The organism is Geothrix terrae, assembly GCF_022808775.1.
GTDB classification, from domain to species: domain Bacteria; phylum Acidobacteriota; class Holophagae; order Holophagales; family Holophagaceae; genus Geothrix; species Geothrix terrae.
This window is the reverse complement of record NZ_JAKZLA010000004.1, coordinates 257,958-279,311: the sequence shown is the minus strand read 5'-3', so window position 1 is coordinate 279,311 and position 21,354 is coordinate 257,958. Positions and strand designations below refer to the sequence as shown.

Here is a 21,354-nt window from a genome sequence, read left to right as displayed (position 1 = left end):
TCATTCGGTGCTCGCTTCTTCCTCGCCTTTCAGCGCGGCGTGGAGGGTGGCCCAGGGAAGGATGGCGCACTTCACGCGGCTGGGCAGGTCCCTGACGCCGCTGAAGAGGGTGAGCTTGCCCAGCAGGGGCGTCTGGGTGGCGGGATCCAGCTCGCCACGAACCATGCCGCGGAACTGCTCGATCATGGCCTCGGCCTCGGCCACGGGCCGGCCTTTGATGGCACCGGTCATGAGGCTGGCGCTGGCCACGTCGATGGCGCAGCCGCTGCCCTCGAACTTCACGTCCCTCACCACGCCGTCCTCGACCACCAGCGTCAGGTCCAGCTGGTCCCCGCAGAGGGGGTTGTGGCCTTCCGCGTGGTGCGTGCAGGGCGCCAGCTTCCCGAAGTTCCGGGGCTTCTTGTTGTGCTCCAGGATCACCTGCTGGTAGAGCTCGCGCGGGTCGGTCATTTGAACAGCTCGATGGCTTTCTGGACGGCCGATACGAGCACGTCCACGTCCTCGCGGGTGTTGAAGTAGGCGAAGGAGGCGCGGGTGGTGGCGGGGACGTTGAAGCGGGTCATGATGGGCTGGGCGCAGTGGTGGCCGGCCCGGACCACGACGCCTTCGCCGTCCAGCAGGCTGCCCACGTCGTGGGGATGGATGCCGTCCACCACGAAGGAGAGGACGCTGGCCTTGTTCCTGGCGGTCCCCAGAATGCGGAGACCGGGGATGGCGGAGAGCCGCTCCGTGGCGTAGGCCAGGAGCTCATGCTCGTGGGCGGCGATGCGGTCCAGGCCCAGGGTCGTCACGTAGTCGATGGCCGCGCCGAGGCCGATGGCTGCGGCGATGGGGGGCGTGCCCGCCTCGAACTTGCCGGGGGCGGCCATGTACGTGGTCTTCTCCCAGCTGACGGAGCGGATCATGTTGCCGCCGCCGTGCCAGGGGGGCATGGCCTCCAGGTGGGCCAGCTTGCCGTAGAGGACGCCGATGCCGGTGGGACCGGAGAGCTTGTGGCCGCTGAACACGTAGAAGTCGGCGTCGAGGTCCTGCACGTCCACCTTCAGGTGGGGCACGGCCTGGGCGCCGTCCACGAGCACGGGGATGCCCTTGGCGTGGGCCCGGGCGATGATCTCCTTCACGGGGTTCACGGTGCCCAGCACGTTGCTGACGTGCACCACGCCCACCAGCTTCGTCCGCTCCGTGAGGAGCTCGTCAAGGGACTCCAGGATGAGCTCGCCGGCGTCGGTCATGGGGATGACCTTGATCGTGGCGCCCTTCTCCTGGGCCAGCATCTGCCAGGGCACGATGTTGGCGTGGTGCTCCATGGCCGACAGGAGGATCTCGTCGCCCTCCTTCACAGCCATCCGGCCGAAGGTCTGGGCCACGAGGTTGATGCCCTCGGTGGCCCCGCGCGTCCAGACGATCTCCCGGGCAGAGGCGGCTCCGATGAACTTCCGCACCTTCTCGCGGGCGGCCTCGTAGAAGTCGGTGGCTTCCTGGCTGAGGGTGCTGACGCCGCGGTGGACGTTGGTGTGCTCCTGGCGCTCGTACTTCGCCATGCGCTCGATGACCGGGACGGGCATCTGGCCGCTCACGGCGCTGTCCAGGTAGATCACAGGCTTGCCGTGCAGCACGCGGGAGAGCAGGGGGAAGTCCTTGCGGATGGCGAGGACATCGAGGGGCTGGAGGGCGGTGTTCGAGGGGGTGCTCATGCCAGGTCTCCCAGCGAACCAGCCTGGGTGCGGGCCATGACAAGCTGGCGGAGGCTCCGGCGCAGGCTGGCCACGGGGACATGGGTGAGCACGTCCGCCGCGAAGCCGTAGGTGAGGAGGTTGCGGGCGTCGTCGGCGTTCATGCCGCGGCTCTGGAGGTAGAACAGCTCCTCGGGATCGAGCTGGCCCACGGCGGCGCCGTGGCTGCACTTGACGTCGTCGGCGTAGATCTCCAGCTGGGGCTTGGTGTCCACCCGGGCCGCCTCCGAGAGCAGCAGGTTGCGGCTCTGCTGCTGGGCGTCCGTGCCCTGGGCGCCCTTGGCCACGAGGACCTGGCCGTTGAAGATGGCGCGGGCCCTCCCATCCACGATGCACTTGTGCAGCTGGCGGCTGGTGGCGCCGGGCTCGGCGTGGTGCAGGAAGCTGTGGGTGTCCGCCACCTGGCTGCCATCCAGGAGGGCCAGGCCGTCGAGGCTGGCCTCGGCGCCCTCGGCCAGCCGCACGCGGGGCTCCTGCCGGGAGAGGCGGGCGCCGAAGCTGAGGGTGCGGGAATGGTACTGGCCGCCCTTGCCGACCTCGGCCCGGAGGGTGGCGAGGTGGAAGGCCTCGGGGCTCTCCCGCTGCACGCGCTCGTGGCGGAGGATGGCGCCTTCGGCCACATGCACCTCGACCACGGGGCAGCTCAGGTAGGCGCCCTCGCCGTGGTGTTCTTCCACGAGCTCCAGCTCCGCGCCCCGCTCCAGCACCACCAGAAGGCGGGGGAACACGGCGACGGGGGTCTCGGCCTTCGTCACGAAGAGCACGTGCAGGGGCAGGGCCACCTTGAGGTTCTTGGGCACGAGGATGACGGCGCCGTCCTGGAAGCGGGCGGTGTTCAGGTCCTCGAAGAGGCCCTTCGCCGCGCCGTTGCCCACGCTGCCCAGCGCGTGGCAGGCCTCGCTGGCGTGGGACATGGGGAAGTAGCGCACGCCCGCCGGCACCGCGGAAGCGCAGCTGGCGTGGGGGGCATGGTGCCCGTTCACGAAGACCTGGCGCGTGCCCACCATCTCGGGGAGCAGGTGCCTGGAGATGTCCACGGTGACCTTGGGGGCGGGTTCGAAGGTGCTGGTGGCCAGAGCCTTCAGGTCCGTGTACTTCCAGTCCTCCTCGCGAGTCGCGGGCAGTTCGCGTCCCGCCAGCCGCAGCTCTGCCGCCTCGCGCAGCGAAGCCCACTCGGCGGGCCTGGGCCCGCTGAGCAGATCCGCCAGCAGGCTGGAACCGACAACCGCCGTGCTCATCGGGCGCCCCCGGCGGCCGCCTCTTCCAGGACCCAGTCGTAGCCCCGGTCCTCGAGCTCCGTGGCCAGCTCCTTGCCGGCGCTCTTGAGGATGCGGCCGCCGGAGAGCACGTGCACGAACTGGGGCTGGATGGTCTCCAGGATGCGGGGGAAGTGGGTGATGATGAGCAGGGCGCGGTCGGGGCGCTGGAGCTTGTTCACGGCGTCGCCCAGGACGCGCAGCGCGTCGATGTCCAGGCCGCTGTCCAGCTCGTCGAGGATGGCCAGCTTGGGCTCCAGCACGGCCATCTGGAGGATCTCGTTGCGCTTCTTCTCGCCGCCGCTGAAGCCCTCGTTGAGGCTGCGGTCGAGGAATTCCTCCTTCATCGACACGAGCTTGATCTTCTCGTGGATGAAGTCGTCGAACTCCAGGGGGTCCAGCTCGTCGCGGCCCTCGGCCTCGGCCTTCTTGTTGTAGGCCAGGCGCAGGAAGGCGGCGTTGCTGACGCCGGGCACCTCGATGGGGTGCTGGAAGCCCATGAAGATCCCGGCGCGGGCCCGCTCGTCGGCCGCCAGCTCGAAGAGGTTCCGCCCCTCGTAGAGGACCTCGCCGCCCGTGACTTCGTAGGCGGGGTGGCCCACCAGCACCTTGCCCAGGGTGGACTTGCCCGAGCCGTTGGGGCCCATGATGGCGTGGATCTCCCCGGCCTTGATCTCCAGGTCGATTCCCTTCAGCACCGGTGTGCCGTTGATCGAGGCGGTGAGGTTCTTGATGCTCAGCATTCCATCTCCAAAACAAACAGATGAACCACGAAGACCACTAAGACCACGAAGGAAGACATGCTCTTTTCGTGGTCTTCCTGTCTTCGTGGTTCATTCTTTTCATCCCACACTTCCTTCGAGCTTGAGGGAGAGCAGCCGGGTGGCCTCGACGGCGAACTCCATGGGCAGCTCGCGGAAGACGTCCTTGCAGAAGCCGTTGATGATCATGCTGATGGCTTCCTCGGCGGGGATGCCGCGCTGCTGGAAGTAGAGCAGCTGCTCCTCGCCGATCTTGCTGGTGGTGGCCTCGTGCTCCACCCGGGCGCTGCGGTTCTGCACCTCGATGTAGGGGAACGTGCTGGCGCTGCAGCTTTGTCCGATGAGCATGGAGTCGCATTGGCTGAAGTTGCGCGCGCCTTCGGCCTTCGGCTGCACCTTCACCAGGCCGCGGTAGCTGTTGGAGCTGTCGCCGGCGCTGATGCCCTTGCTGACGATGGTGCTCTTGGTGTTGCGGCCGATGTGGATCATCTTGGTGCCGGTGTCGGCCTGCTGCTTGTGGTTGGTGAGGGCCACGCTGTAGAACTCGCCGATGCTGTCGTCGCCCAGCAGCACGCAGCTGGGGTACTTCCAGGTGATGGCGCTGCCGGTCTCCACCTGGGTCCAGCTGATGTGCGAGGCCCTGCCCTTGCAGAGGCCGCGCTTGGTCACGAAGTTGAAGATGCCGCCCTTGCCATCCTTGTCTCCGGCGTACCAGTTCTGCACGGTGCTGTACTTGATGGAGGCCCGGTCCAGGGCCACCAGCTCCACCACGGCCGCGTGCAGCTGGTTGGTGTCGAACTGGGGCGCGGTGCAGCCTTCCAGGTAGCTCACGCTGGCGCCTTCCTCGGCCACGATGAGGGTGCGCTCGAACTGGCCCGACTCCTTGTTGTTGATGCGGAAGTAGGTGCTCAGGTCCATGGGGCAGGCGACGCCCTTGGGGATGAAGACGAAGCTGCCGTCCGTGAACACCGCGCTGTTGAGGGCGGCGTAGAAGTTGTCGGAGGAGGGCACCACGCTGCCCAGGTACTGCTTCACCAGGTCCGGGTGGGACTTCACGGCCTCGCTGAAGCTGCAGAAGATGATGCCGACGGCCGCCAGCTTCTCCCGGTAGGTGGTGGTCACGCTGACGGAGTCGAAGACCACGTCCACGGCCACCCCTGCCAGGGCCTCCTGCTCGTGGATGGGCACGCCCAGTTTCTCGAAGGTGCGCCGCAGCTCGGGATCCACCTCGTCCATGGAGGCGTACTGCGGCTTCTTGGGCTTGGGGGCGCTGTAGTAGACGATCTTCTGGAAGTCGGGCTTCGGATACTCGACCTTGGCCCACTCGGGTTCGGCCATGGTCAGCCAGTGGCGGTAGGCCTTGAGCCGGAATTCCAGCAGCCAGTCGGGTTCACCCTTCTTGGCCGAGATGAAGCGGATGACGTCCTCGCTGAGGCCGGGCGCGACGCTGTCCGCCTCGATATCCGTGACGAAGCCGTACTTGTATTCCTGACTGGTGACCACGTTGAAGGTCGAGGTCATACACCACTCCCGAGACATCCCATTCTGGAATCTCGACTAAAATTGTCAACTTAATACCCCGTGCGGTCGGTCACGCCTGCTCAGGCTTCGCCGGCCCCGCTCAATTCCTTCAACAGGCCGCGGATCTGGTTCTTCACACCCTTGGCCTGGCTGTCGTTGAGATCGCCGGCCTCGGCATCCAGCCCGGCCTTGAGCAGGACCCGGGCCTCCTCCCGCTCCCCCAGGCCCGCCAGGGCGGCGCCGAGCTGGAAGTGGTTGATGAGGGTGGGTTCCTTCTCGATGAGGGGATCGATCAGCTCCAGCACCTCCTGGTGCCGCTTGAGGGCCAGGAGGTACTGGCCCAGCAGGGTGCGGGCGCGGGGCTCCATGCCGGGCAGGGGGTGGGCATGGAGGCGGCGGACCTCGATCAGGTCCTGTTCGGTGGCCTGGCCGTTCATCAGGCGGTAGGCCTGGCGCATGAGGGCGGCCTCCCAGGCGCCGGTGCTCTTGGGGTGGCGGGTGAGGAAGGCGTCCAAGGTCCGGGCGATCTCGGCCTCGCGCTTCTGGGCCATGAGGTGCTCCAGGGCCAGGCGCAGGGCCAGGAAGCAGAGGCGCGGGTGGCGGTCCGAGCAGGCGAAGGCCAGGGCGGACCGCAGGGTCTTCTCCGGATCCTGGAGGAAGGAGAGGCGCAGGTCCAGCCACTCGGAGCGCTGGCTCTTCCCCTTCCGCCGGGCGCGCTTGAGGAGCATGGCGGCGGATTCCAGCTGGTTCTCGTCCAGCAGGGTCTCGGCCTCGTCCAGCAGAACCTGGGTGCCGGCCTTGCCGTCCCGGGCCTCGCGCAGCTGGAGGTGGTCCTCGGCGTCCACCATGAGGAGGAGGTGGGGATCGCCGGGGTTCTGCGTGAGCAGCTCCTGGAGGATGGCGAAGGCTTTGGACCGGTCGCCCTGGAGGAGGTAGGCCTCGGCCAGGGACTCGCGCACGTGGAGGTCGCCGGGCAGGTAGGAGCTGGCCTCCTTGAGGGCGGGGACGGCCATGCCGCTCTCGCCCCGCGCCAGATGGACCTGGCCCAGCAGCAGCAGGGTCTCCCCGTCCTTGCGGCGGGCCACGGCCTCCTGGGCCGCCTCCAGGGCGCCCTGGAGATCCTCCTCGTCCAGCAGCAGCTCCGCCAGCAGCATGCGGGGCTCGGCATCCTCGGGCCGCAGGTCCGAGGCCTGGTGCAGGGCCTCGATGGCCTGGTCCGCGTGTTCGGGCAATTCCTGGAGCAGCTTGGCCAGCAGCATCCAGGCCTCGAAGTGGCGGGGGCTCAGGCCCACGGCCTTGCGGGCGAGGCTCTCCGCCTCCTCGAAGTTCTGGGCGGCCTCGTGCAGGGAGGCGGCCGTGAAGATCAGCTCGTAGTTCTTCGGATCCAGGGGCAGGGCCTGGCCCAGGCGCTGGGCGGCGCCGGGGAGGTCCGCGGCCTCCAGGAGGGCCGTGGTCTCCAGCAGGGCGCGCTTGAGCTGGGACATGGACTTGGGCCGGGCGATGGGCAGGATGCGGGCCCGGTAGCGGGTGAACAGCTCCCGGGCGCTGATGAGGTGGAGGTTCTCCTCGACGAGGCTCTCCCACCGCTCCGAGAAGGCGTGGGCGTCGAGCTGGCGCTTCTGCTCCATCTCCTGCACCAGGGCCATCAGGCCATTGCGCAGCATCACCTCGCTGCGCTCCAGCTTGCCCAGCTGGTCCGACACGGTCTCCAGGTAGGTCTCCACCCGGCGGAGGGTCTCCTCCAGCCCCGTGATGCGCTCCAGGAGGTGCTCCTCCAGGTCCTCGCCGCCCTCCGTCTCCTCGGGCTCGTCCTCCCAGGTCTGGTCCCCGGCGAGGATGAGCAGGCGAGTGCCGCACTTCACGCAAGTCTCCCGATCCCCGGGGTTCCAGGTCAGGCAGTTCTGGCAATAGGAACCGGGCAGGTCGTTGGCCATGATTCCAGGATAGCTGGCCCCAGCGGGCTGAAGGTTTTATCCTGATGCCCGCGAGGGCGGCCCATGAGCGACGAGCAGGAACGCCAGGACAAGCGGCAGGAGGCCATGGAGTGGGTGGGCAAGGCCTACCAGCTCCAGATGAAGGGGGAGATCCAGAAGGCCATCGCCCTCTACACGAAGTCCATCGAGATCTGTCCCACCGCGGAGGCCTACACCTTCCGGGGCTGGACGCGGTCCTTCGAGAAGGACTACGCCTCGGCCATCGAGGACTGCCACCGGGCCATCGACCTGGATCCCGAGTTCGGGAACCCCTACAACGACATCGGCGCCTACTACGTGGAGCAGGGGGAGCCTGACGAGGCCATCCCCTGGCTGCGCATGGCCCTGAAGGCGAAGCGCTACGAAAGCTACTGCTTCCCCCACTTCAACCTGGGCCGCGTCTTCGAGGCCAAGGGCCAGCTGGACAAGGCCCTGGAGCACTACCGGAAGGCCCTGGAGGAGAACCCCCGCTACACCCTGGCCGCCAAGGCCGTGGAGCGGGTCAAGGGCAAGCTGGCGCCAAAGGACCCGGAGACGATCGGCTGAGGGTCGCCGCCGTCCGGCGAAGCCGCCCAGGCTCCCGAGCGGAGCTGGGCGGCCGGCCGGCCGTTCGGTGACTCACCCCTTCACTTTGAACACCAGGGTGGGGACATAGAGCTTGGAATGGTTACCGGTCAGCTCCAGGAGGTCCTCGATCCGCTCTTTGGGCTCGAAGCTCTTCTTCAGCGTCAGAGCCTGTTGGACCTGGAGTTTCCGGGGGCCGCTCTTGTAGGAGCCGCTGATCGATCCGAAACGGTTCTCCAACCGGAAGTCCTGGGGGACACGGGAGAGCCTCCAGGATGCGGGGAAGGTCAGGAGGATGTTCTTCCTGGAGGCCTCGTCGTAGTAGATCCGGACCGGGTTCTGGCGATCCTTGGGGGCCACCTTGGTCTTCAGCCGCGAGGCGGGGGCGAAGAGGCCGCCCGTATTGAAGAGCACCTCCTCCGGGGTGAGGGTCACCAGATTGTCGATGACATATTCCAGGTGCACCTTCAGCGGCTTCTTGTAGTCGCTCTGGTCCACGAATTCGTACTTCGTGAACTCGACCTTGCCTTCGGTGTAGGTCAGCAGGCCCTTCAGCAGCTTCTCGGTCTCCTCCCGGTTCAGGTCGGCAAGGCTCCGCCGCACGCTGTAGGCGTTGGGCCCCTGGAAGGTCTTCTCTTCGGTGACCCGGACTTTGCCGTCTTCGGAGAAGGTGAGCGCGTAGTCCTCGGACACTTCGTTGGTGGCCAGGTTGCCGGTGGGGACCGTGATGAGCTGGGCCGCCCCGGATGGCTCGATGGCAAGGGCCGTCTGCCCCTGGAACCGCTCGGGGATGATGTCCACGGGGAGGTTCTTCGCGTAGGGGAGCACCACGTAGGACCGGCCCCCGAGGTCGGCCATCAGGGCCGGGATGTAGAGCTCTTCACTGGAGATGAAATCCTTGTCGAAGTAGCCGTCTTCCGCGGAGTGGATGAGCAGGAAGCGGCTGTTGATCCCCGCCTTCCGGAGCATGCTCTGCGCCAGCCCCGTGAGCTGATAGACCGATCCCCTCTTGGCGGCCAGCACGTCCGCGAAATTCCCTTTGGTGGCGCCAATCTCCATGTTGGCCTGGATCCAGCCCACCAGGGCTTCGAGACGCTCGCGATCCGTCTTGCAGGATTGGGTGGCCTCGACGGTGGCCCGGTCCACCCGCTGCGAGAAGATGGGGTTCTTGTCCATGACGTAGCCTTTGAACTCTTTGGCATAGGCATCCCAGGTCAAGGGGGCTGCGTAATAGGCTTTGCCGAGGCTCAGTTGGGTGACCATGATCTCCGCGTAATTGGAGACCTCCTTGAAGAAGGGTGAGAAAGGCTCCTTCTCGACGGCCGGGATGTCCTTGGCGGTGTAGGTCATGATCGTCTTTTTCGCCTGCTCCTCCTTCTTCACCTCCACGGGAAGCGCCCGGCCCTGGCCGAGGGCCTTCACCTTGGTTGCCCACCAGTTGGGGTAGAGGAACCGGTAGCTCGCCTGCAGGCAGGGGATCGAGAATTGCAGCGGGACTTCGTGGTGGAGCGGAGGGGCGGCCCAGCAGTTCGTCTTCTTGATGACGTAGGCCTCGGTGATGACGCATCCCTTCCGGACATCCGGGTAGGCCAGCTTGTAGGTCACGAGACCCTTGGAGTCCTGCTCCTGCTTGAGATCCCCCGCGCCGAACTGGTGGCTCTTCCCATCTGTTCCGCGGATCTCGAGGGCCACCCGTTCCAGCTCGGAGCCGGGGGATACCTGGACTTCAAAGGTGGAGAGCCATTTCGCGTCGGGGTTGAATACGACGTAGCTGCGAGTCTGGGTCTCGAAGAACGTCCAGGTGATGCCGACTGGCCACCCATCGCTGGTGACGTGTTCGAAGGACGTGTCACGTTGAAGGTAGACGCCATCCTGCCCGGGGAAGCGCTTCTCGAGGGCCGGGACATCGAGCGGTGCTTTGACTTCGGCGACGGTCTGGGTGGGGAACGTGACGAGGCGCTCGGAGGTCTGGCAGCCGACTGCCAACATGGCGAGCGCGGCGAGGAGGACGAGGGCGGATTTCACGATTCGCTCCTTTGGAGGACGAAGAGCCTGCGGTTCAGCTGGAGGTACTGTGTGCAGAACGCCATGAATTCCGCCCTGGCCCCCTTGGGCACCAGCCGGAACGGCTGCCTGAAGGTGTAGGAGAGACGGATGTTTCCGGCCTTGCCTGAACAAGTGGCGGTGTGGCTCGCCGCATCCGCGCGACCCAGCGAAAGGCGATCCGGCCGCGGCCGCAGGCCATCCGGCTTCAGGTCAAGCTCGAGGCGATAGGAGTCGGGTCCCTGGGCATCCAGCGGGTGGGTGTCCCCCTCCCGCTCGAGGTAGTCCGGAGAGATGGCGCGGAAGGGCGCGGATGGGGCATAGACACGAAGGTCGGTGCGGATGAAGAAATCCGTCAGGTCCGCGTTCGCCTCGAGGATGACCTTCTCCCGATCCACATCCTTGAACCGGAAGCCGTCCAGCGACAGCCTGGCCAGCAGCCGGTTCAGGCGGTTGGAGAGGGTGTTTTCCAGGTCCATGGATTTCAGGTCCCTGCGGGACCGGATGGCCTGGGCCCGCCAGCTGTGGCGGAGGGTGATCCTGGCCTTGGCCTCCCGCGGTTTCGCCAGGTCGCCTTCGATCTGAATCTCGACCCCTTCAGACCGCTGCTGCGAGGGGATGGTGACCAGGCGGGGCCGGGCGGGGTCCAGCACCAGGGCTTTTACCTGCAGATCGAGATCTGGAAGGTCTCCCATCTCGCTGTAGGTGGCCGTGGGGTCCATGAAGGTCAGCTGGTCCTGCTCCTCCAGGGCGCAGATCACGTGGTTGAAGAGTCCCGGCGCCAGCTCGTGAAAATCCGGCGGAGGGACCGTGGATAGCAGAACGGGATGGATGGACAGGCCATGGATTCGGGCCAGGGCCGTCAGGAGCCAAGCCTTGTCCTTGCAGTCTCCATATTTCTTCTCCAGTACCGAGGCCGGGTCGTGAGGGATGAAGGCGTGCATGGCGCCTTCGTCCGCGATGTACCGGATCTCGGATTTCACGTAGTCGAACAGGATCCGGGCCTTCTCCCGGGGGGTCGCGGCCCGGCGGAGCTCCTCGGACAGCAGCTGGTTCATGGCCGCGCTGGGTTGGGGCATGTCGCGCAGGAGCCCCAGGTACCAGGCCGAGAAGGCGCTTGGTGTACCGGGCGTGAGGGGCGCGGCCCCCTTGTGGATGCCCACCAACACCGCCGCCTGCAGACCCTGATAGGGGTCGCAGGGGAGCAGGCTTGTCCGGGGGAGGTTCTGGAACACGAGGACGGTCCGGGTGGGAGCGCTCCGGTCCTCCTTGAACGGAAGATCGCCGTGCGGGAAGAATGGCGCGAAGGTGATCTGGAGATCGGCCGGATGGTCGATCCTGATCTCGAAACGGACCACCTGGTCGATCGCCGGGATGCTCGCGATCGGGAGGAATGCCAGGTCTTTGTAGTCCTCATGCCAGGAGTAGGTGATCGTGTCGCCGATCTTGAGATCGGCCGGGAACTCGAGCTCATGCACCCGGGCAGGCGGGATGAAGGTGTCTTCGAGCCTCGGGAAATGGAAGGTGATGCGGTCCTGCTTCAGTTCACGTCCCCGGCTCTCTCCCCTGAGCCCGCTGACGGTGGTGAAAGGCTGCTCCACCACGTCAAAGGCATGAGCCCGGGCGGCCCGCTCCGTCAGCGCCGTCCGCTGGACCGTGGTTTCAGAGCTCAGACGGTAGCCCGCCGGCCCTCCCTTGATCTGGTAGTGGATCGTCTTCGAATAGGAAAGGTCCGGGCCATCCGCGGCAGAGGCGACCGTCAGGGCACTGAAGGCGAGGAGGAAGGCGGAGATGCGTCTGATCATGGGGTCCGGGCATAAGCAGGCTCCGGAGGAACGAAAGTCCGGCGGCGATCGACGGCCGTTTCCAAAGCGGGGAATGGATCATCATAGACTAGGGCATCGGGAATGCCCTTCCAATCCTTGTCCACTCCCGGGTCCAGCTGTCCCGTGACCTTCTGGGCCGGGTTCTGGATCGGACCCTGTGGATCTATGCTGAACTGGAGGCCGGAGACGCCATGAAGTTCACCATCGCCCACAGCCCGGATTCCGACGACGCCTACATGATGGCTCCCCTGGCCCTGGGGTGGCTGGATCCCGAGGAATTCGAGATCACCTTCGTCCGCAAGGACATCGAGACGCTCAACGCCGAGGCGACGGAGGGCCGCTACGACGTCACGGCCATCAGCTTCGGGGCCTACCCGGAACTCCTGGGCCGCTACGACCTGCTGACGGCGGGCTCCAGCATCCAGGAGGGCACGGGCCCCCTGGTGGTGAGCGGCAAGCCCCTGGAGCCCGCGGCGCTGAAGGGGCTCACCATCGCCATTCCCGGCCGGCGCACCAGCGCCTACCTGGCCATGCGGATCTGGTGCAAGGCTCTGGGCTTCGAACCCAAGGTCGAGCTGGTGCCCTTCGACCAGATCCTGCCCGCCGTGGCCGAGGGCCGCTTCCAGGCGGGCCTGCTCATCCACGAGAGCCAGCTCATGTACCACGACGCGGGCCTGCGCCTGGTGGTGGATCTGGGCGCCTGGTGGAAGCACGCCTACGACCTGCCCTTGCCCATGGGCGGCAATGCCATCCGGCGCGACCTGCCCGCGGACGTGAAGCAGCGCTTCGCCGTGCTCATGCGCAAGAGCGTGGAGATGGCCCGCGCGCGCCACTGGGAGAGCGTGGACTACAGCCAGTCCTTCGGCCGCGGCATGGACCGCGAGATGATCGGCCGCTACGTGAATGCCTGGGTGAACGACTTCACCGTGGACCCGGGCCCCCGCGGGCGCGAAGCCGTGGAGAAGCTGCTGGGCCTCGAGCCCGTGTGGATCCAGGGCTAGGATCCAGGGCCAGGATGCAGGAGTAGGATCCCGGGGGCAGGCCCTGGCACGGGGAGACCGGTGGGCGTAGCCTGGGGTCCCTTCCGGGGATCCCATGCCCAGGCACCGGGTCACCAGCCGCGTCGACGCCTCGCCCGAAACCGTGTGGGCGGTGCTCTTGGACAAGATGGAGCACCCCCAGCGCTACATCGAGGACGCGCTGGACGCCGAGATCCTGGAGCGGGGCGCCTCGAGCGTGGTGCGGCAGCTGGTGCTGCCCGGGGGCGTGGCCTTCCGGGAGCGCATCACCGCGGATTCCCGCAGGCGGACCGTCACCTTCACCTTGCTGGACCACCCAGTCTACGAAGGGACGGTGGTGAACCGGCTCCAGGTTTCGCCGGGGGGTGAGGTGGGGCTGACCTTCGAACTCGATTGGACGGCCCGTCCGGGCTGTGTGGATGATCGCGATCCCGAGGAACCATTGGCCCTCATCCGCAGCTCGGTGATGCACACCAAGCGGATCGCCGAGGCGCTCGAGAACGGCCGCTGAAGACGCCTAATCCCGTGCCGCCTCCAGCCGGATCGGCACACGCATCCGCCGACCTTCGCGCTGGATGTCCAGCTGGGCGGTGCCGCCCAGGGGCAGGGCCTCGATGGCGTCCAGCAGGGAATCCCAGTCCTCGACAGTCTTCCCGTTCACGGACTGGATGAGGTCGCCGGGGACGACGCGGCGGCCTTCGGCGCCAACGCCCTGGAGACCGGCCCGCGCGGCGGGCCCGCCCCGGTAGACCTTTCCCACCATCACGCCCCTCTGGGGGCCGAAGGCGCGCTCCACCAGGCGGGGCGCCACAGGCTCGAAGCCCAGGTCCGGCCGCTCCAGCTTCCCGCGGGCGATGAGCTGGGGGACGACGCGGTTCACGGTGTCCACGGGCACGGCGAAGCCGATGCCGGCGCTGGCCCCGCTGGGGCTCTGGATGGCCGTGTTCACGCCCACGAGCCGGCCCGCGCTGTCCAGCAGGGGGCCGCCGCTGTTGCCGGGGTTGATGGCGGCGTCGGTCTGGATGACGCCGGAGATGCGGCGCTGGGTGACGCTCTGGATCTCGCGGCCAAGGGCGGAGACCACGCCGGTGGTCAACGTCTGGTCCAACCCGAAGGGGTTGCCGATGGCCAGGACGGCCTGGCCCACCTGCAGGTCCGCGCTGGTGCCCAGGGGGATGGGCCGCAGCTTGGGTGGGGTCTTCGTCATGAGGAGGACGGCCAGGTCCTTGTCCGGGGCGCCCCCCACGTAGGCGGCCTCGTGGCGGCTGCCATCGGAGAGGGTGATGAAGGCCCGGGTCGCGCCCTGGATCACGTGGAAGTTCGTCACCATGTGTCCTTCGGCATCCCAGATGAAGCCCGTGCCGGATCCCGCGGGAACCTCCACCACATCGAGCCCGAAGAAGTCCCGGGCCCGCTCTTCGGTGGTGGTGATGTAGACCACGCTGGGCGCCGCCTCCTTGAACCGCTGGACCTGGATCTTCTCCCACTCGTAGAGGGCCCCCCGGGCCTCCACGGACCGGGGCCTGGCGAGGCTGGGTGTGAGGGCGTGGCTGCACCAGCCGGCGAGGAGGCCCGCGGACAACAGGCCGAGGATGAGGACGTTCCGACGCATGGGACCTCCAGGGCGGACCCCAATCTATCCGTTTCTGGAGATAGGTCAACCCCATGCAATCGAATAGTTATGTTTTTCGTGAAGCCAGGCCTTGACACATGACTTGAATGCACTAAGATTTTATTCGGGAACGTCATCATGGCCTGCGTCTCAGGCGCATGGATGTACGGGGCCCTCATTCACACAGGAGGAACTCATGACCATCCTTCGCACCCGCAACCCCCAGGCGCTGCCCGCCACGGCCGCCACTTTGGAACCCTTCCGCTTCATGCGCGACTTCATGCGCTGGGACCCGCTCCGGGACTACGACCTCGGCGCCCCGACAGCCGCTTTCATGCCGAGCTTCGACGTGAAGGAAACGCCGGATGCCTACCAATTCAGGGCGGACTTGCCCGGCATCCTTGAGGCGGATCTGGAGATCAGCCTCGAAGGCACCCGCCTCACCGTCGCGGGCAAGCGCGAGGAGGAGGCCGTGAAGGAGGGCGAGCGCATCCATCTCGCCGAGCGCAGCCACGGCCGCTTCAGCCGCACGTTCACCCTTCCCGAGGATGTGGAGGGCGAGAAGGTGGTGGCCGAGCTCCGCAACGGCGTGCTCACCCTCATGGTGCCCAAGCGGCCCGAGGTGCGGCCGCGCAAGATCAGCGTCCACCTGGGCTGATGCTGTCCGGGGGTTTCCCTCGCAACGCGCGCGTTGCGAGGATCTGAGGCCGCGCTGGCGCGCACACCCCCGGTCCCCCGCGTAGGCCCGGCAAAGCTGGGCCTACGCTTTTCCTATACGACACGAAAAGGCCCCGGTTTCCGGGGCCTCTTCGTGTCAGTTGTAGAAGAACTGGGGGGGACCGAAGGTCCCGGGAGCGGCCGGGTTGTTGAAGCGCACCACGATGTCACCGTCCGCCAGCACCAGGTCCGGGAGGCCATCCCCGTTCATGTCGCCGAGGGCCACGCCCATGGGGCCCCATGCGCCCCGGTAGCTCGTGGGTGTCAGGAGGGCGCCGGGGGTGGTGGGATCCTGGAGGAGCACGGACACGCTGCCGGGGTCGCCGGGCAGGCCGGAATTCGCCACGGCCACGTCCAGCTTGCCGTCGCCGTTGAGATCCCCCACCACCAGGGCGGTGGAGCGGTAGCCGGTGGCGTAGTGGACGGGCGCCTGGAAGGTGCCGGCCGTCGCTCCCTGCAGGAGGACGCTCAGGCCCTGGGTGCCGGGGCTGAGGGTGGCGCCGTAGTTGGTGGTGAGCAGGTCCAGCTTGCCGTCGCCGTTGAGGTCCGCGGCCTTGATGGCCACGGGCTGGACGCCGGTGGCGTAGTCCACGGCGCTCTGGGCGACGAGGGTCGGGGAGAACAGGATCTTGCATAGGACCGACACGGTGTTCGCGGTGGTGGCCACGGCGATATCCGGCTGGCCGTCGCCATCCAGATCCGCCACGGTGACCGCCTGGGGATCGCCGCCCACGGGGAACGTGACGGGGGCGAGGAAGGTCCCCGGGGTGGATCCCTGAAGGAAAACCATGACGTTATTGGCGCCGCTGGCCGCCACCACGATGTCCATCTTCCCGTCGCCGTTCAGGTCGCCCACGGCCACGTCCAGCGGGGTCCGCCCCGGGGTGGACAGCAGGACGGCGGGCAGGAAGAACCCAGGCTTGGCCGGGTCCCCCAGCCGCACGCTCACGGTCTGGTCCGTTGCGTTGGCCACCACGAGATCGGGCCGGCCGTCCCCATCCACGTCCGTCACCACCAGGTTGGCGGGCTCTGTGCCGACGCCGAAGCGGGTGGGGAGGGCAAAGGCGCCGGCGGGCCCCTGGAGGCGGGTCGACACATAGCCCTGGGTGGCCACGCCGCCAAGGTCCGTGGAGACCAGGCCCAGGATGTCGGGTTGTCCGTTGGCGTCGATGTCCGCCACGGCGATGGCGTTCACCAGGTAGCTGGAGGAGGGGCCGTCATGGTAGTCCGAGCCTGAACAGCCGAGCAGGGCAAGGATGCCGAGGGACCCGAGGATGAGGGAGGGGAGTGGGCGCATGGCGGCTCCGTGAACCTGTGGGGACAAAGATGTGCGATGAACCACGGACTTGCAAGAAGGCTTGAGAATGGACCCCGGGAGAGGTCCCGCGGTTGAGCCTTCAGACCGCCTCGATGCTCACCTTCCACTGGACCAGCTCCCTGGGCAGCAGGGCGGGCCAGTAGGCCACGATCTCCTGGGCCTTGGGGCGGCCCCCGGCGAAGCCGGTGACGCCCGCGGGGCCGGCGGTGACCAGGGGGGCGATCTCACGGCCGAAGCGCTCCACTTTTTTCCGATCCGGGTCTTTGACGCTCAGGCGCAGGACGATCTCGGCGGGTTCTTCGGGGGCGGGGGCGATGCCCGCGTGGACCGTGCTGGCGCCCAGGAACTCCGCGTCTGTGTGCTCGTAGACGAAGCCGGCCGCCTCCAGGCGCTTCCACACGATGTCCGCGCAGAGCCGGGCCTTCTCCAGGGCGCGGGGGCCGCACAGGGTCAGCTGGCCCGAGGCCTTGTAGCCCTTGAGGTAGGCGCCGCTCACCTTGAGGAAGGGTGTGCGGGGCTTGCCGGTCACGCCGAAGACACGCACCCGGTCGGGGCCGGCCTGCTCAAGGCGGATGCTGGTGAAGTCCGCCACCACGTCGGGGGTGATGTAGTTCTGGGGATCCCCCATCTCGTAGACCAGCTGCTCGCTGACGGTGTCCACGGTGACCATGCCGCCGGTGCCCGCGTGCTTGGTGATGACGAAGGTGCCGTCCTCCGATACTTCAGCGATGGGGTAGCCCACGTTCCAGAGCTCGGGCACCTCCCACCAGCGGGTGAAGTTGCCGCCGGTGCTCTGGGCCCCGCACTCCAGGATGTGGCCGGCCACGGTGCCCGCGGCGAGCCGGTTCCAGTCGTCGGCGGCCCACTTGAACTCATGGATGAGGGGCGCCAGGGTGAGGCCGGGGTCCGTGCAGCGGCCCGTGAGCACGATGTCCGCACCGGTGTCGAGGGCCTCCACCATGGCCTGGGTCTGGAGGTAGACATTGGCGCTGAGGATCTCCCGGGGCGCGTCGAAGAGCCCCTCGCCCGTGTCCATGTTGGCCAGCTTCAGCCCCTTCTCCTTGAACTCGGGCAGCCGGGCCAGCACGTCGTCGCCGGTCACCGTGGCGATCTTGACGCCCTTCACGCCCAGCTTCCGCGCCACCTCCAGCACGGCCGTGCGGCAGGCCTCGGGGTTCACGCCTCCGGCGTTCGCCACCACGCGGATGCCCTTGGCCTTTAGCTGGGGAAGCACCCGCTTCATGAGGTCCACGAAGTCCGTGGCGTAGCCCAGCTGCGGGTCCTTCCGCCGCTGCTTCTGCATGATGGAGAGCGTCACTTCCGCGAGGTAGTCGAGCGTGAGGTAGTCGATGTGGCCGGCCTCCACCAGCCGCACGGGGGCATCGATGCTATCCCCCCAGAAACCCTGCCCGTTGGCGATGCGCACAACCTTCGACATATTCAACTCCGATCGAGACGGATGACCAGTCTATCTGAGGAGCGGTCACTCGTAGCGAAGCGCCTCGATGGGACGGGGCTCCATCCGCCAGGCAAAGCCGAACGGGAGGACACGCCCGGGGGCGTGTCCGATCTGGGGGTTGTCGGCGAAGCCGAGGGATCCAGAGGTGCGGAGTTACTCGTAGCGGAGTGCCTCGATGGGATCCAGCTTGCTGGCCTTGGCGGCGGGATAGAGGCCGAAGAGGAGGCCGATGCCGGCGGGCACGGCCAGGGCGCTCACGAGGGCCCAGACGGGGACCGACCCCATGGTGCCCAGCAGGGCCTTGCCGATGGCGGCACCCAGGATGAAGCCCAGGCCCACGCCGAGGGCGCCGCCCATGATGCAGAGGAAGGCGGCCTCGATGAGGAACTGCAGCATCACGTCCCGGCGCTTGGCGCCCACGGCCTTGCGCACGCCGATCTCTCGGGTGCGCTCGGTGACGCTCACCAGCATGATGTTCATGATGCCGATGCCGCCCACCAGCAGGGCGATGGAGACCATCCCCCCGGCCACGGCGGTGATGGTGCCGGTGATGCCGCTGATGATGCCGGTGATCTGCTTCGGGCTGAAGACCTTGAAGCCGCTGGGCTCGGTGCCGCGCAGGCCCTTGATGCGGCGCAGGGATTCTTCCACCAGCTCGGCGCCATCGTCGGCGCTGAGGCGGGGATCCACCCGGGCCTGGAAGAAGAGCTGGCGCCGCTGGACCTCCGTGAGCTGGGCCATGCCGGTGGTGAGCGGGATGAGGATGTTCTGGTCGGGGTCGTTGCCCAGCTGGGCGCCCTGTTCCTCCAGCACGCCGATGATCTCGAGGCTGAGGGTGGGCGTGCTGATGAGGCGGCCCAGGGGGTTGCCCTTGAGGCCGAGCTTCTCGATGACCCGGGGGCCGATGATGGCCACCTTGTTGCCCAGGCGCAGGTCCGAGGGCACGAAGTTGCGGCCCGCCACGAGGGCGATGCTGTTCAGCTCCAGGTAGGTCTCGTCGGTCATGATCAGGTTGACGTTGGCGCTTCGGCCCTCGGCCTTCACCTCGGTGCCGTTGAAGAAGAGGGGCGTCACCTGGGTGATCTGGGGCACGGAGCGGGCCAGCCGCCGCATCTCGTCCAGGGTCATGTCCTTGTTCTTGATCTTCGTGTACTCGGCGAAGGGCATGTCCATGGGGAAGACGGGGCGGATGAAGATGGTCTGGCTGCCGGCCCGCTCCACCTGCTTCAGCACGCTGGTCTTGAGGCCCTGGACGAGGCTCACCACGACGATGACCGCGGCCACGCCGATGATGATGCCCAGCGTCGTGAGCGCCGAGCGCAGCTTGTTGGCCTTGAGGGCCCGGATGGCGGCGGAGAGGGGTTCGCGGACGTCCATTACTTCTTCACGTCCTTGGTCCGGGCCAGCTCGCTGTCGGACCTGACTCGCAGGTTCACGGAGGCCTTGTCCTTCAGCTCCTTCAGCTTGCGGATGGGGCCCGTGAGCACCTTGTCGCCCTCGGCCAGGCCCTCCTTCAGCTCGAAGAACTGGGTGTTGGCGATGCCCACCTGCACGGTGCGCTCCTCAGCCTTGCCGCTCCGGAAGACCATCACGATGTTGCGCGAAGCCGGGGCCAGAAGGCCCTGCTTCTGGGCCTCCTCCAGGCTGCCTTCGCGCTCCAGCACGGCCTGGAGGGGCACGCGCAGGGCGCCCTTGACCTCGTGGGTGAGGATGACGGCGCGGGCGCTCATGCCGGGCCGCAGGTTGTCCAGATCCTCCCGATGGCCCTGGAGCACCACTTTCACCTTGTAGAGGTTGGCGTCGGTGCCCGTCTTCTCGGTGCCCGTGGCCACCTCGATGACCGAGCCCTGGAAGAGCTTGCCGGGCAGCGATTCCACCGTCACCTGGGCGGTCTGCCCCACCTTGGTGCGGACGACTTCGCTTTCGTTGACCTTGATCTCCGCCTGCATCTCGCTCATGTCGGAGATGATCATGAGCGTGGCGCCGGGCAGGTTGCTCATGCCGGGGATGGCCGTCTCGCCCTTCTCGGCCTTCAGGCTCGTGACTCGGCCCGTGATGGGAGCGCGCAGCGTGGCCTTGGAGAGGCCGTCCTGCATGCCCTTCAGGTTGGCCTCGCTCTGGGCCACGGCGGCGCGTGCGCTGCTGTAGGACAGCACGGCGCTCTCCTTGGCGAGCTTCTGCTGGCGGAAGTCCTCGTCGGACATGAGGCCATCCCGGCGCAGGGCTTCGTAGCGGGGGAAGCTGTCCACGGAGCGTTTCATGGCGGCCTCGAGGCGGGAGGCATCCTGGCGGGCGGCCTCGACGGCGGCCTGGGCCTGGACCATGGCCTGCTTCAAGCGCTCCTGGTCGATGGTCACGAGCAGGTCGCCGGCCTTCACGTCCTGGCCGTCCTTCACGTGGATGGCCTTGATCTCGCCGGCCACGGAAGTGCCGATGTTGATCTGGGTCTTGGCGCGGATCTCGCCGCTGGCGCTGATGGTCTCGCGGATGTCGCCGCGGCCCACCGCGTCCCAGGAGTAGGCGCTGTCCTCGTCCCGGGCGCCGCCGAAGGCGAGACCCAGGACGATCAGGACCACGAGGGCGGCGCCGCCGCTGAGGAGGAGCTTGGTGTTCCTGGAAGCCATCTACTGCGCCCTCATCAAGCCGAAGCCGAGGGAGAGGAGCAGGGGCAGCAGCACGCAGATCAGGGCGCCAGCCGTCTTCATGCGGACCAGGTAGCGGAGCGCCAGGAAGGCCAGGACCGCCTCGGCCAGCCGGAACAGCTCCACATTGAAGAGGGCGGCCTGGAGGCGCAGGCTCTCCGGGCGCAGGAAGTAGCCCAGGGATGTCGGCGCGATCCGATCGGGCGTGAGGCCGCCGATGGGTCGCATCAGGCAGACCGCAGCGATGAGGAGCATGAGGGGCAGCTTCACCAGGCCGGGCACCACCGCGGCGCTGAAGGCCTGGAGGTAGGTGGGGCTCTCATCCTGGGGCAGGGCCTTGCCCACCAGCCAGTAGAAGAGACCCAGCACCGCCAGCACCGCGGGCGTGCCGAACAGGGCGCCCAGGATGCCGAAGGGCATGATGAACTTCTTCTGCATCTCGATGATCGTGTCGATCTGCGCGGACTGGACCTGGGGGTTTCGCTCCAGGATGGGTCGCAGCATCTCGTCCACGTCCACCTTCAGGCCCCAGATCACGGCCACCACCAGGCTGGCGACGATGATGGCGCCCAGGGCCCAGCCCCAGCTGGGGGCCTTGTTGAGGCGCTGGAAGAGCTCCACAGGGGCCGTGAACACGCCGGCGATCTGGTCCACCAGGCCTGGTGGCTGGGGTCGGGGTGACTCGGGCTGGGTGCCGTACAGGGAGGAGGGCTGCTCAGTCATGGGAGTCTCCAGGGGGTGCGGCGGCAGGGATAGAAGACGGCATTGTCTCACCTCTTCTTGTGATGGCCAGATCTCCCGTCCATCTCCCGTCCATGGTGCAGGAGCCGATCTTTCCGGGAATGACACTTCGTCAAGACCTTCCGGGGAATCCTGGTGGACTGGCCCGCCGGGCCTAAAATGAGCCTTT

The 21,354-nt window shown here is 67.3% G+C and carries 18 protein-coding genes; 4 read left to right on the top strand and 14 right to left on the bottom strand.

Annotated elements, in window-relative coordinates; all coding sequences use genetic code 11:
- The 6 genes from sufU to MLE42_RS10030 form a co-directional block, all read right to left on the bottom strand.
- Nucleotides 1-450, bottom strand: a complete 450-nt coding sequence (gene sufU, locus MLE42_RS10055; protein ID WP_243287750.1) for a Fe-S cluster assembly sulfur transfer protein SufU — start codon at nt 448-450, stop codon at nt 1-3.
- Nucleotides 447-1,694, bottom strand: a complete 1,248-nt coding sequence (locus tag MLE42_RS10050) for a cysteine desulfurase (protein ID WP_243287749.1) — start codon at nt 1,692-1,694, stop codon at nt 447-449. Before MLE42_RS10050 ends, sufU begins: the two co-directional genes overlap by 4 nt.
- Nucleotides 1,691-2,971 (bottom strand): Fe-S cluster assembly protein SufD, encoded by a 1,281-nt coding sequence (gene sufD, locus MLE42_RS10045; protein WP_243287748.1) that lies wholly within the window; start codon nt 2,969-2,971, stop codon nt 1,691-1,693. Before sufD ends, MLE42_RS10050 begins: the two co-directional genes overlap by 4 nt.
- Nucleotides 2,968-3,732 carry a Fe-S cluster assembly ATPase SufC gene (gene sufC / locus MLE42_RS10040; protein WP_243287747.1) on the bottom strand — a complete coding sequence of 255 codons (765 nt, stop codon included), beginning with the start codon at nt 3,730-3,732 and terminating at the stop codon, nt 2,968-2,970. Before sufC ends, sufD begins: the two co-directional genes overlap by 4 nt.
- Before the next feature lie 99 nt (nt 3,733-3,831).
- The gene (sufB, locus tag MLE42_RS10035) at nt 3,832-5,271 is read right to left on the bottom strand and encodes a Fe-S cluster assembly protein SufB (RefSeq protein WP_243287746.1); all 1,440 of its coding nucleotides are present in this window, start codon (nt 5,269-5,271) and stop codon (nt 3,832-3,834) included.
- 80 nt (nt 5,272-5,351) lie between these two features.
- Nucleotides 5,352-7,205, bottom strand: a complete 1,854-nt coding sequence (locus tag MLE42_RS10030) for a tetratricopeptide repeat protein (protein ID WP_243287745.1) — start codon at nt 7,203-7,205, stop codon at nt 5,352-5,354.
- Nucleotides 7,206-7,268: 63 nt separating this feature from the next.
- Here MLE42_RS10030 and MLE42_RS10025 point away from each other — a divergent pair, with 63 nt between their 5' ends.
- Nucleotides 7,269-7,790 (top strand): tetratricopeptide repeat protein, encoded by a 522-nt coding sequence (locus MLE42_RS10025; protein ID WP_243287744.1) that lies wholly within the window; start codon nt 7,269-7,271, stop codon nt 7,788-7,790.
- Nucleotides 7,791-7,862: 72 nt separating this feature from the next.
- Here the strand turns inward: MLE42_RS10025 and MLE42_RS10020 are convergent, their stop codons facing one another.
- Both MLE42_RS10020 and MLE42_RS10015 read right to left on the bottom strand, forming a co-directional pair.
- Complete coding sequence (locus MLE42_RS10020) at nt 7,863-9,833, bottom strand: DUF3857 domain-containing protein (RefSeq protein ID WP_243287743.1); 1,971 nt, start codon at nt 9,831-9,833, stop codon at nt 7,863-7,865.
- On the bottom strand, nt 9,830-11,656 hold the full coding sequence (locus MLE42_RS10015) for a transglutaminase-like domain-containing protein (protein ID WP_243287742.1): 1,827 nt from the start codon (nt 11,654-11,656) through the stop codon (nt 9,830-9,832). Before MLE42_RS10015 ends, MLE42_RS10020 begins: the two co-directional genes overlap by 4 nt.
- A gap of 212 nt (nt 11,657-11,868) precedes the next feature.
- On the opposite strand from MLE42_RS10015, the gene MLE42_RS10010 reads away from it, so the two are divergent.
- Both MLE42_RS10010 and MLE42_RS10005 read left to right on the top strand, forming a co-directional pair.
- Nucleotides 11,869-12,678 (top strand): MqnA/MqnD/SBP family protein, encoded by an 810-nt coding sequence (locus tag MLE42_RS10010; protein ID WP_243287741.1) that lies wholly within the window; start codon nt 11,869-11,871, stop codon nt 12,676-12,678.
- A 94-nt stretch (nt 12,679-12,772) separates the two neighbouring features.
- Complete coding sequence (locus tag MLE42_RS10005) at nt 12,773-13,207, top strand: AtaL-like protein (RefSeq protein ID WP_243287740.1); 435 nt, start codon at nt 12,773-12,775, stop codon at nt 13,205-13,207.
- Between the two features lie 6 nt (nt 13,208-13,213).
- Here MLE42_RS10005 and MLE42_RS10000 read toward each other — a convergent pair whose 3' ends face one another.
- Complete coding sequence (locus MLE42_RS10000) at nt 13,214-14,308, bottom strand: S1C family serine protease (RefSeq protein ID WP_243287739.1); 1,095 nt, start codon at nt 14,306-14,308, stop codon at nt 13,214-13,216.
- A gap of 196 nt (nt 14,309-14,504) precedes the next feature.
- On the opposite strand from MLE42_RS10000, the gene MLE42_RS09995 reads away from it, so the two are divergent.
- Entirely contained in the window at nt 14,505-14,966 is a 462-nt protein-coding gene (locus MLE42_RS09995) for an Hsp20/alpha crystallin family protein (RefSeq protein WP_243287738.1), read from the top strand.
- 156 nt (nt 14,967-15,122) lie between these two features.
- Here the strand turns inward: MLE42_RS09995 and MLE42_RS09990 are convergent, their stop codons facing one another.
- The 5 genes from MLE42_RS09990 to MLE42_RS09970 all read right to left on the bottom strand — a co-directional run bounded on the left by MLE42_RS09990 (nt 15,123) and on the right by MLE42_RS09970 (nt 21,167).
- Complete coding sequence (locus MLE42_RS09990; protein WP_243287737.1) at nt 15,123-16,322, bottom strand: FG-GAP repeat domain-containing protein; 1,200 nt, start codon at nt 16,320-16,322, stop codon at nt 15,123-15,125.
- 100 nt (nt 16,323-16,422) lie between these two features.
- The gene (locus tag MLE42_RS09985) at nt 16,423-17,781 is read right to left on the bottom strand and encodes an acyclic terpene utilization AtuA family protein (RefSeq protein WP_243287736.1); all 1,359 of its coding nucleotides are present in this window, start codon (nt 17,779-17,781) and stop codon (nt 16,423-16,425) included.
- A 174-nt stretch (nt 17,782-17,955) separates the two neighbouring features.
- Nucleotides 17,956-19,179 carry an ABC transporter permease gene (locus MLE42_RS09980; RefSeq protein WP_243287735.1) on the bottom strand — a complete coding sequence of 408 codons (1,224 nt, stop codon included), beginning with the start codon at nt 19,177-19,179 and terminating at the stop codon, nt 17,956-17,958.
- The gene (locus MLE42_RS09975; RefSeq protein ID WP_243287734.1) at nt 19,179-20,426 is read right to left on the bottom strand and encodes an efflux RND transporter periplasmic adaptor subunit; all 1,248 of its coding nucleotides are present in this window, start codon (nt 20,424-20,426) and stop codon (nt 19,179-19,181) included. Before MLE42_RS09975 ends, MLE42_RS09980 begins: the two co-directional genes overlap by 1 nt.
- Nucleotides 20,427-21,167, bottom strand: a complete 741-nt coding sequence (locus MLE42_RS09970) for a YIP1 family protein (RefSeq protein ID WP_243287733.1) — start codon at nt 21,165-21,167, stop codon at nt 20,427-20,429.
- Nucleotides 21,168-21,354 lie beyond the last annotated feature (187 nt).

Excerpts from the sequence above, each read along its gene's own strand:
- MLE42_RS10000 (WP_243287739.1), bottom strand. The coding sequence starts at position 14,308 with ATGCGTCGGAACGTCCTCATCCTCGGCCTGTTGTCCGCGGGCCTCCTC.
- sufC (WP_243287747.1), bottom strand. The coding sequence starts at position 3,732 with ATGCTGAGCATCAAGAACCTCACCGCCTCGATCAACGGCACACCGGTG.
- MLE42_RS10050 (WP_243287749.1), bottom strand. The coding sequence starts at position 1,694 with ATGAGCACCCCCTCGAACACCGCCCTCCAGCCCCTCGATGTCCTCGCC.
- MLE42_RS10010 (WP_243287741.1), top strand. The coding sequence starts at position 11,869 with ATGAAGTTCACCATCGCCCACAGCCCGGATTCCGACGACGCCTACATG.
- MLE42_RS09990 (WP_243287737.1), bottom strand. The coding sequence starts at position 16,322 with ATGCGCCCACTCCCCTCCCTCATCCTCGGGTCCCTCGGCATCCTTGCC.
- sufU (WP_243287750.1), bottom strand. The coding sequence starts at position 450 with ATGACCGACCCGCGCGAGCTCTACCAGCAGGTGATCCTGGAGCACAAC.
- MLE42_RS09980 (WP_243287735.1), bottom strand. The coding sequence starts at position 19,179 with ATGGACGTCCGCGAACCCCTCTCCGCCGCCATCCGGGCCCTCAAGGCC.
- MLE42_RS09970 (WP_243287733.1), bottom strand. The coding sequence starts at position 21,167 with ATGACTGAGCAGCCCTCCTCCCTGTACGGCACCCAGCCCGAGTCACCC.
- sufD (WP_243287748.1), bottom strand. The coding sequence starts at position 2,971 with ATGAGCACGGCGGTTGTCGGTTCCAGCCTGCTGGCGGATCTGCTCAGC.
- MLE42_RS10015 (WP_243287742.1), bottom strand. The coding sequence starts at position 11,656 with ATGATCAGACGCATCTCCGCCTTCCTCCTCGCCTTCAGTGCCCTGACG.
- MLE42_RS10005 (WP_243287740.1), top strand. The coding sequence starts at position 12,773 with ATGCCCAGGCACCGGGTCACCAGCCGCGTCGACGCCTCGCCCGAAACC.
- MLE42_RS09985 (WP_243287736.1), bottom strand. The coding sequence starts at position 17,781 with ATGTCGAAGGTTGTGCGCATCGCCAACGGGCAGGGTTTCTGGGGGGAT.
- MLE42_RS09995 (WP_243287738.1), top strand. The coding sequence starts at position 14,505 with ATGACCATCCTTCGCACCCGCAACCCCCAGGCGCTGCCCGCCACGGCC.
- sufB (WP_243287746.1), bottom strand. The coding sequence starts at position 5,271 with ATGACCTCGACCTTCAACGTGGTCACCAGTCAGGAATACAAGTACGGC.
- MLE42_RS09975 (WP_243287734.1), bottom strand. The coding sequence starts at position 20,426 with ATGGCTTCCAGGAACACCAAGCTCCTCCTCAGCGGCGGCGCCGCCCTC.
- MLE42_RS10030 (WP_243287745.1), bottom strand. The coding sequence starts at position 7,205 with ATGGCCAACGACCTGCCCGGTTCCTATTGCCAGAACTGCCTGACCTGG.
- MLE42_RS10025 (WP_243287744.1), top strand. The coding sequence starts at position 7,269 with ATGAGCGACGAGCAGGAACGCCAGGACAAGCGGCAGGAGGCCATGGAG.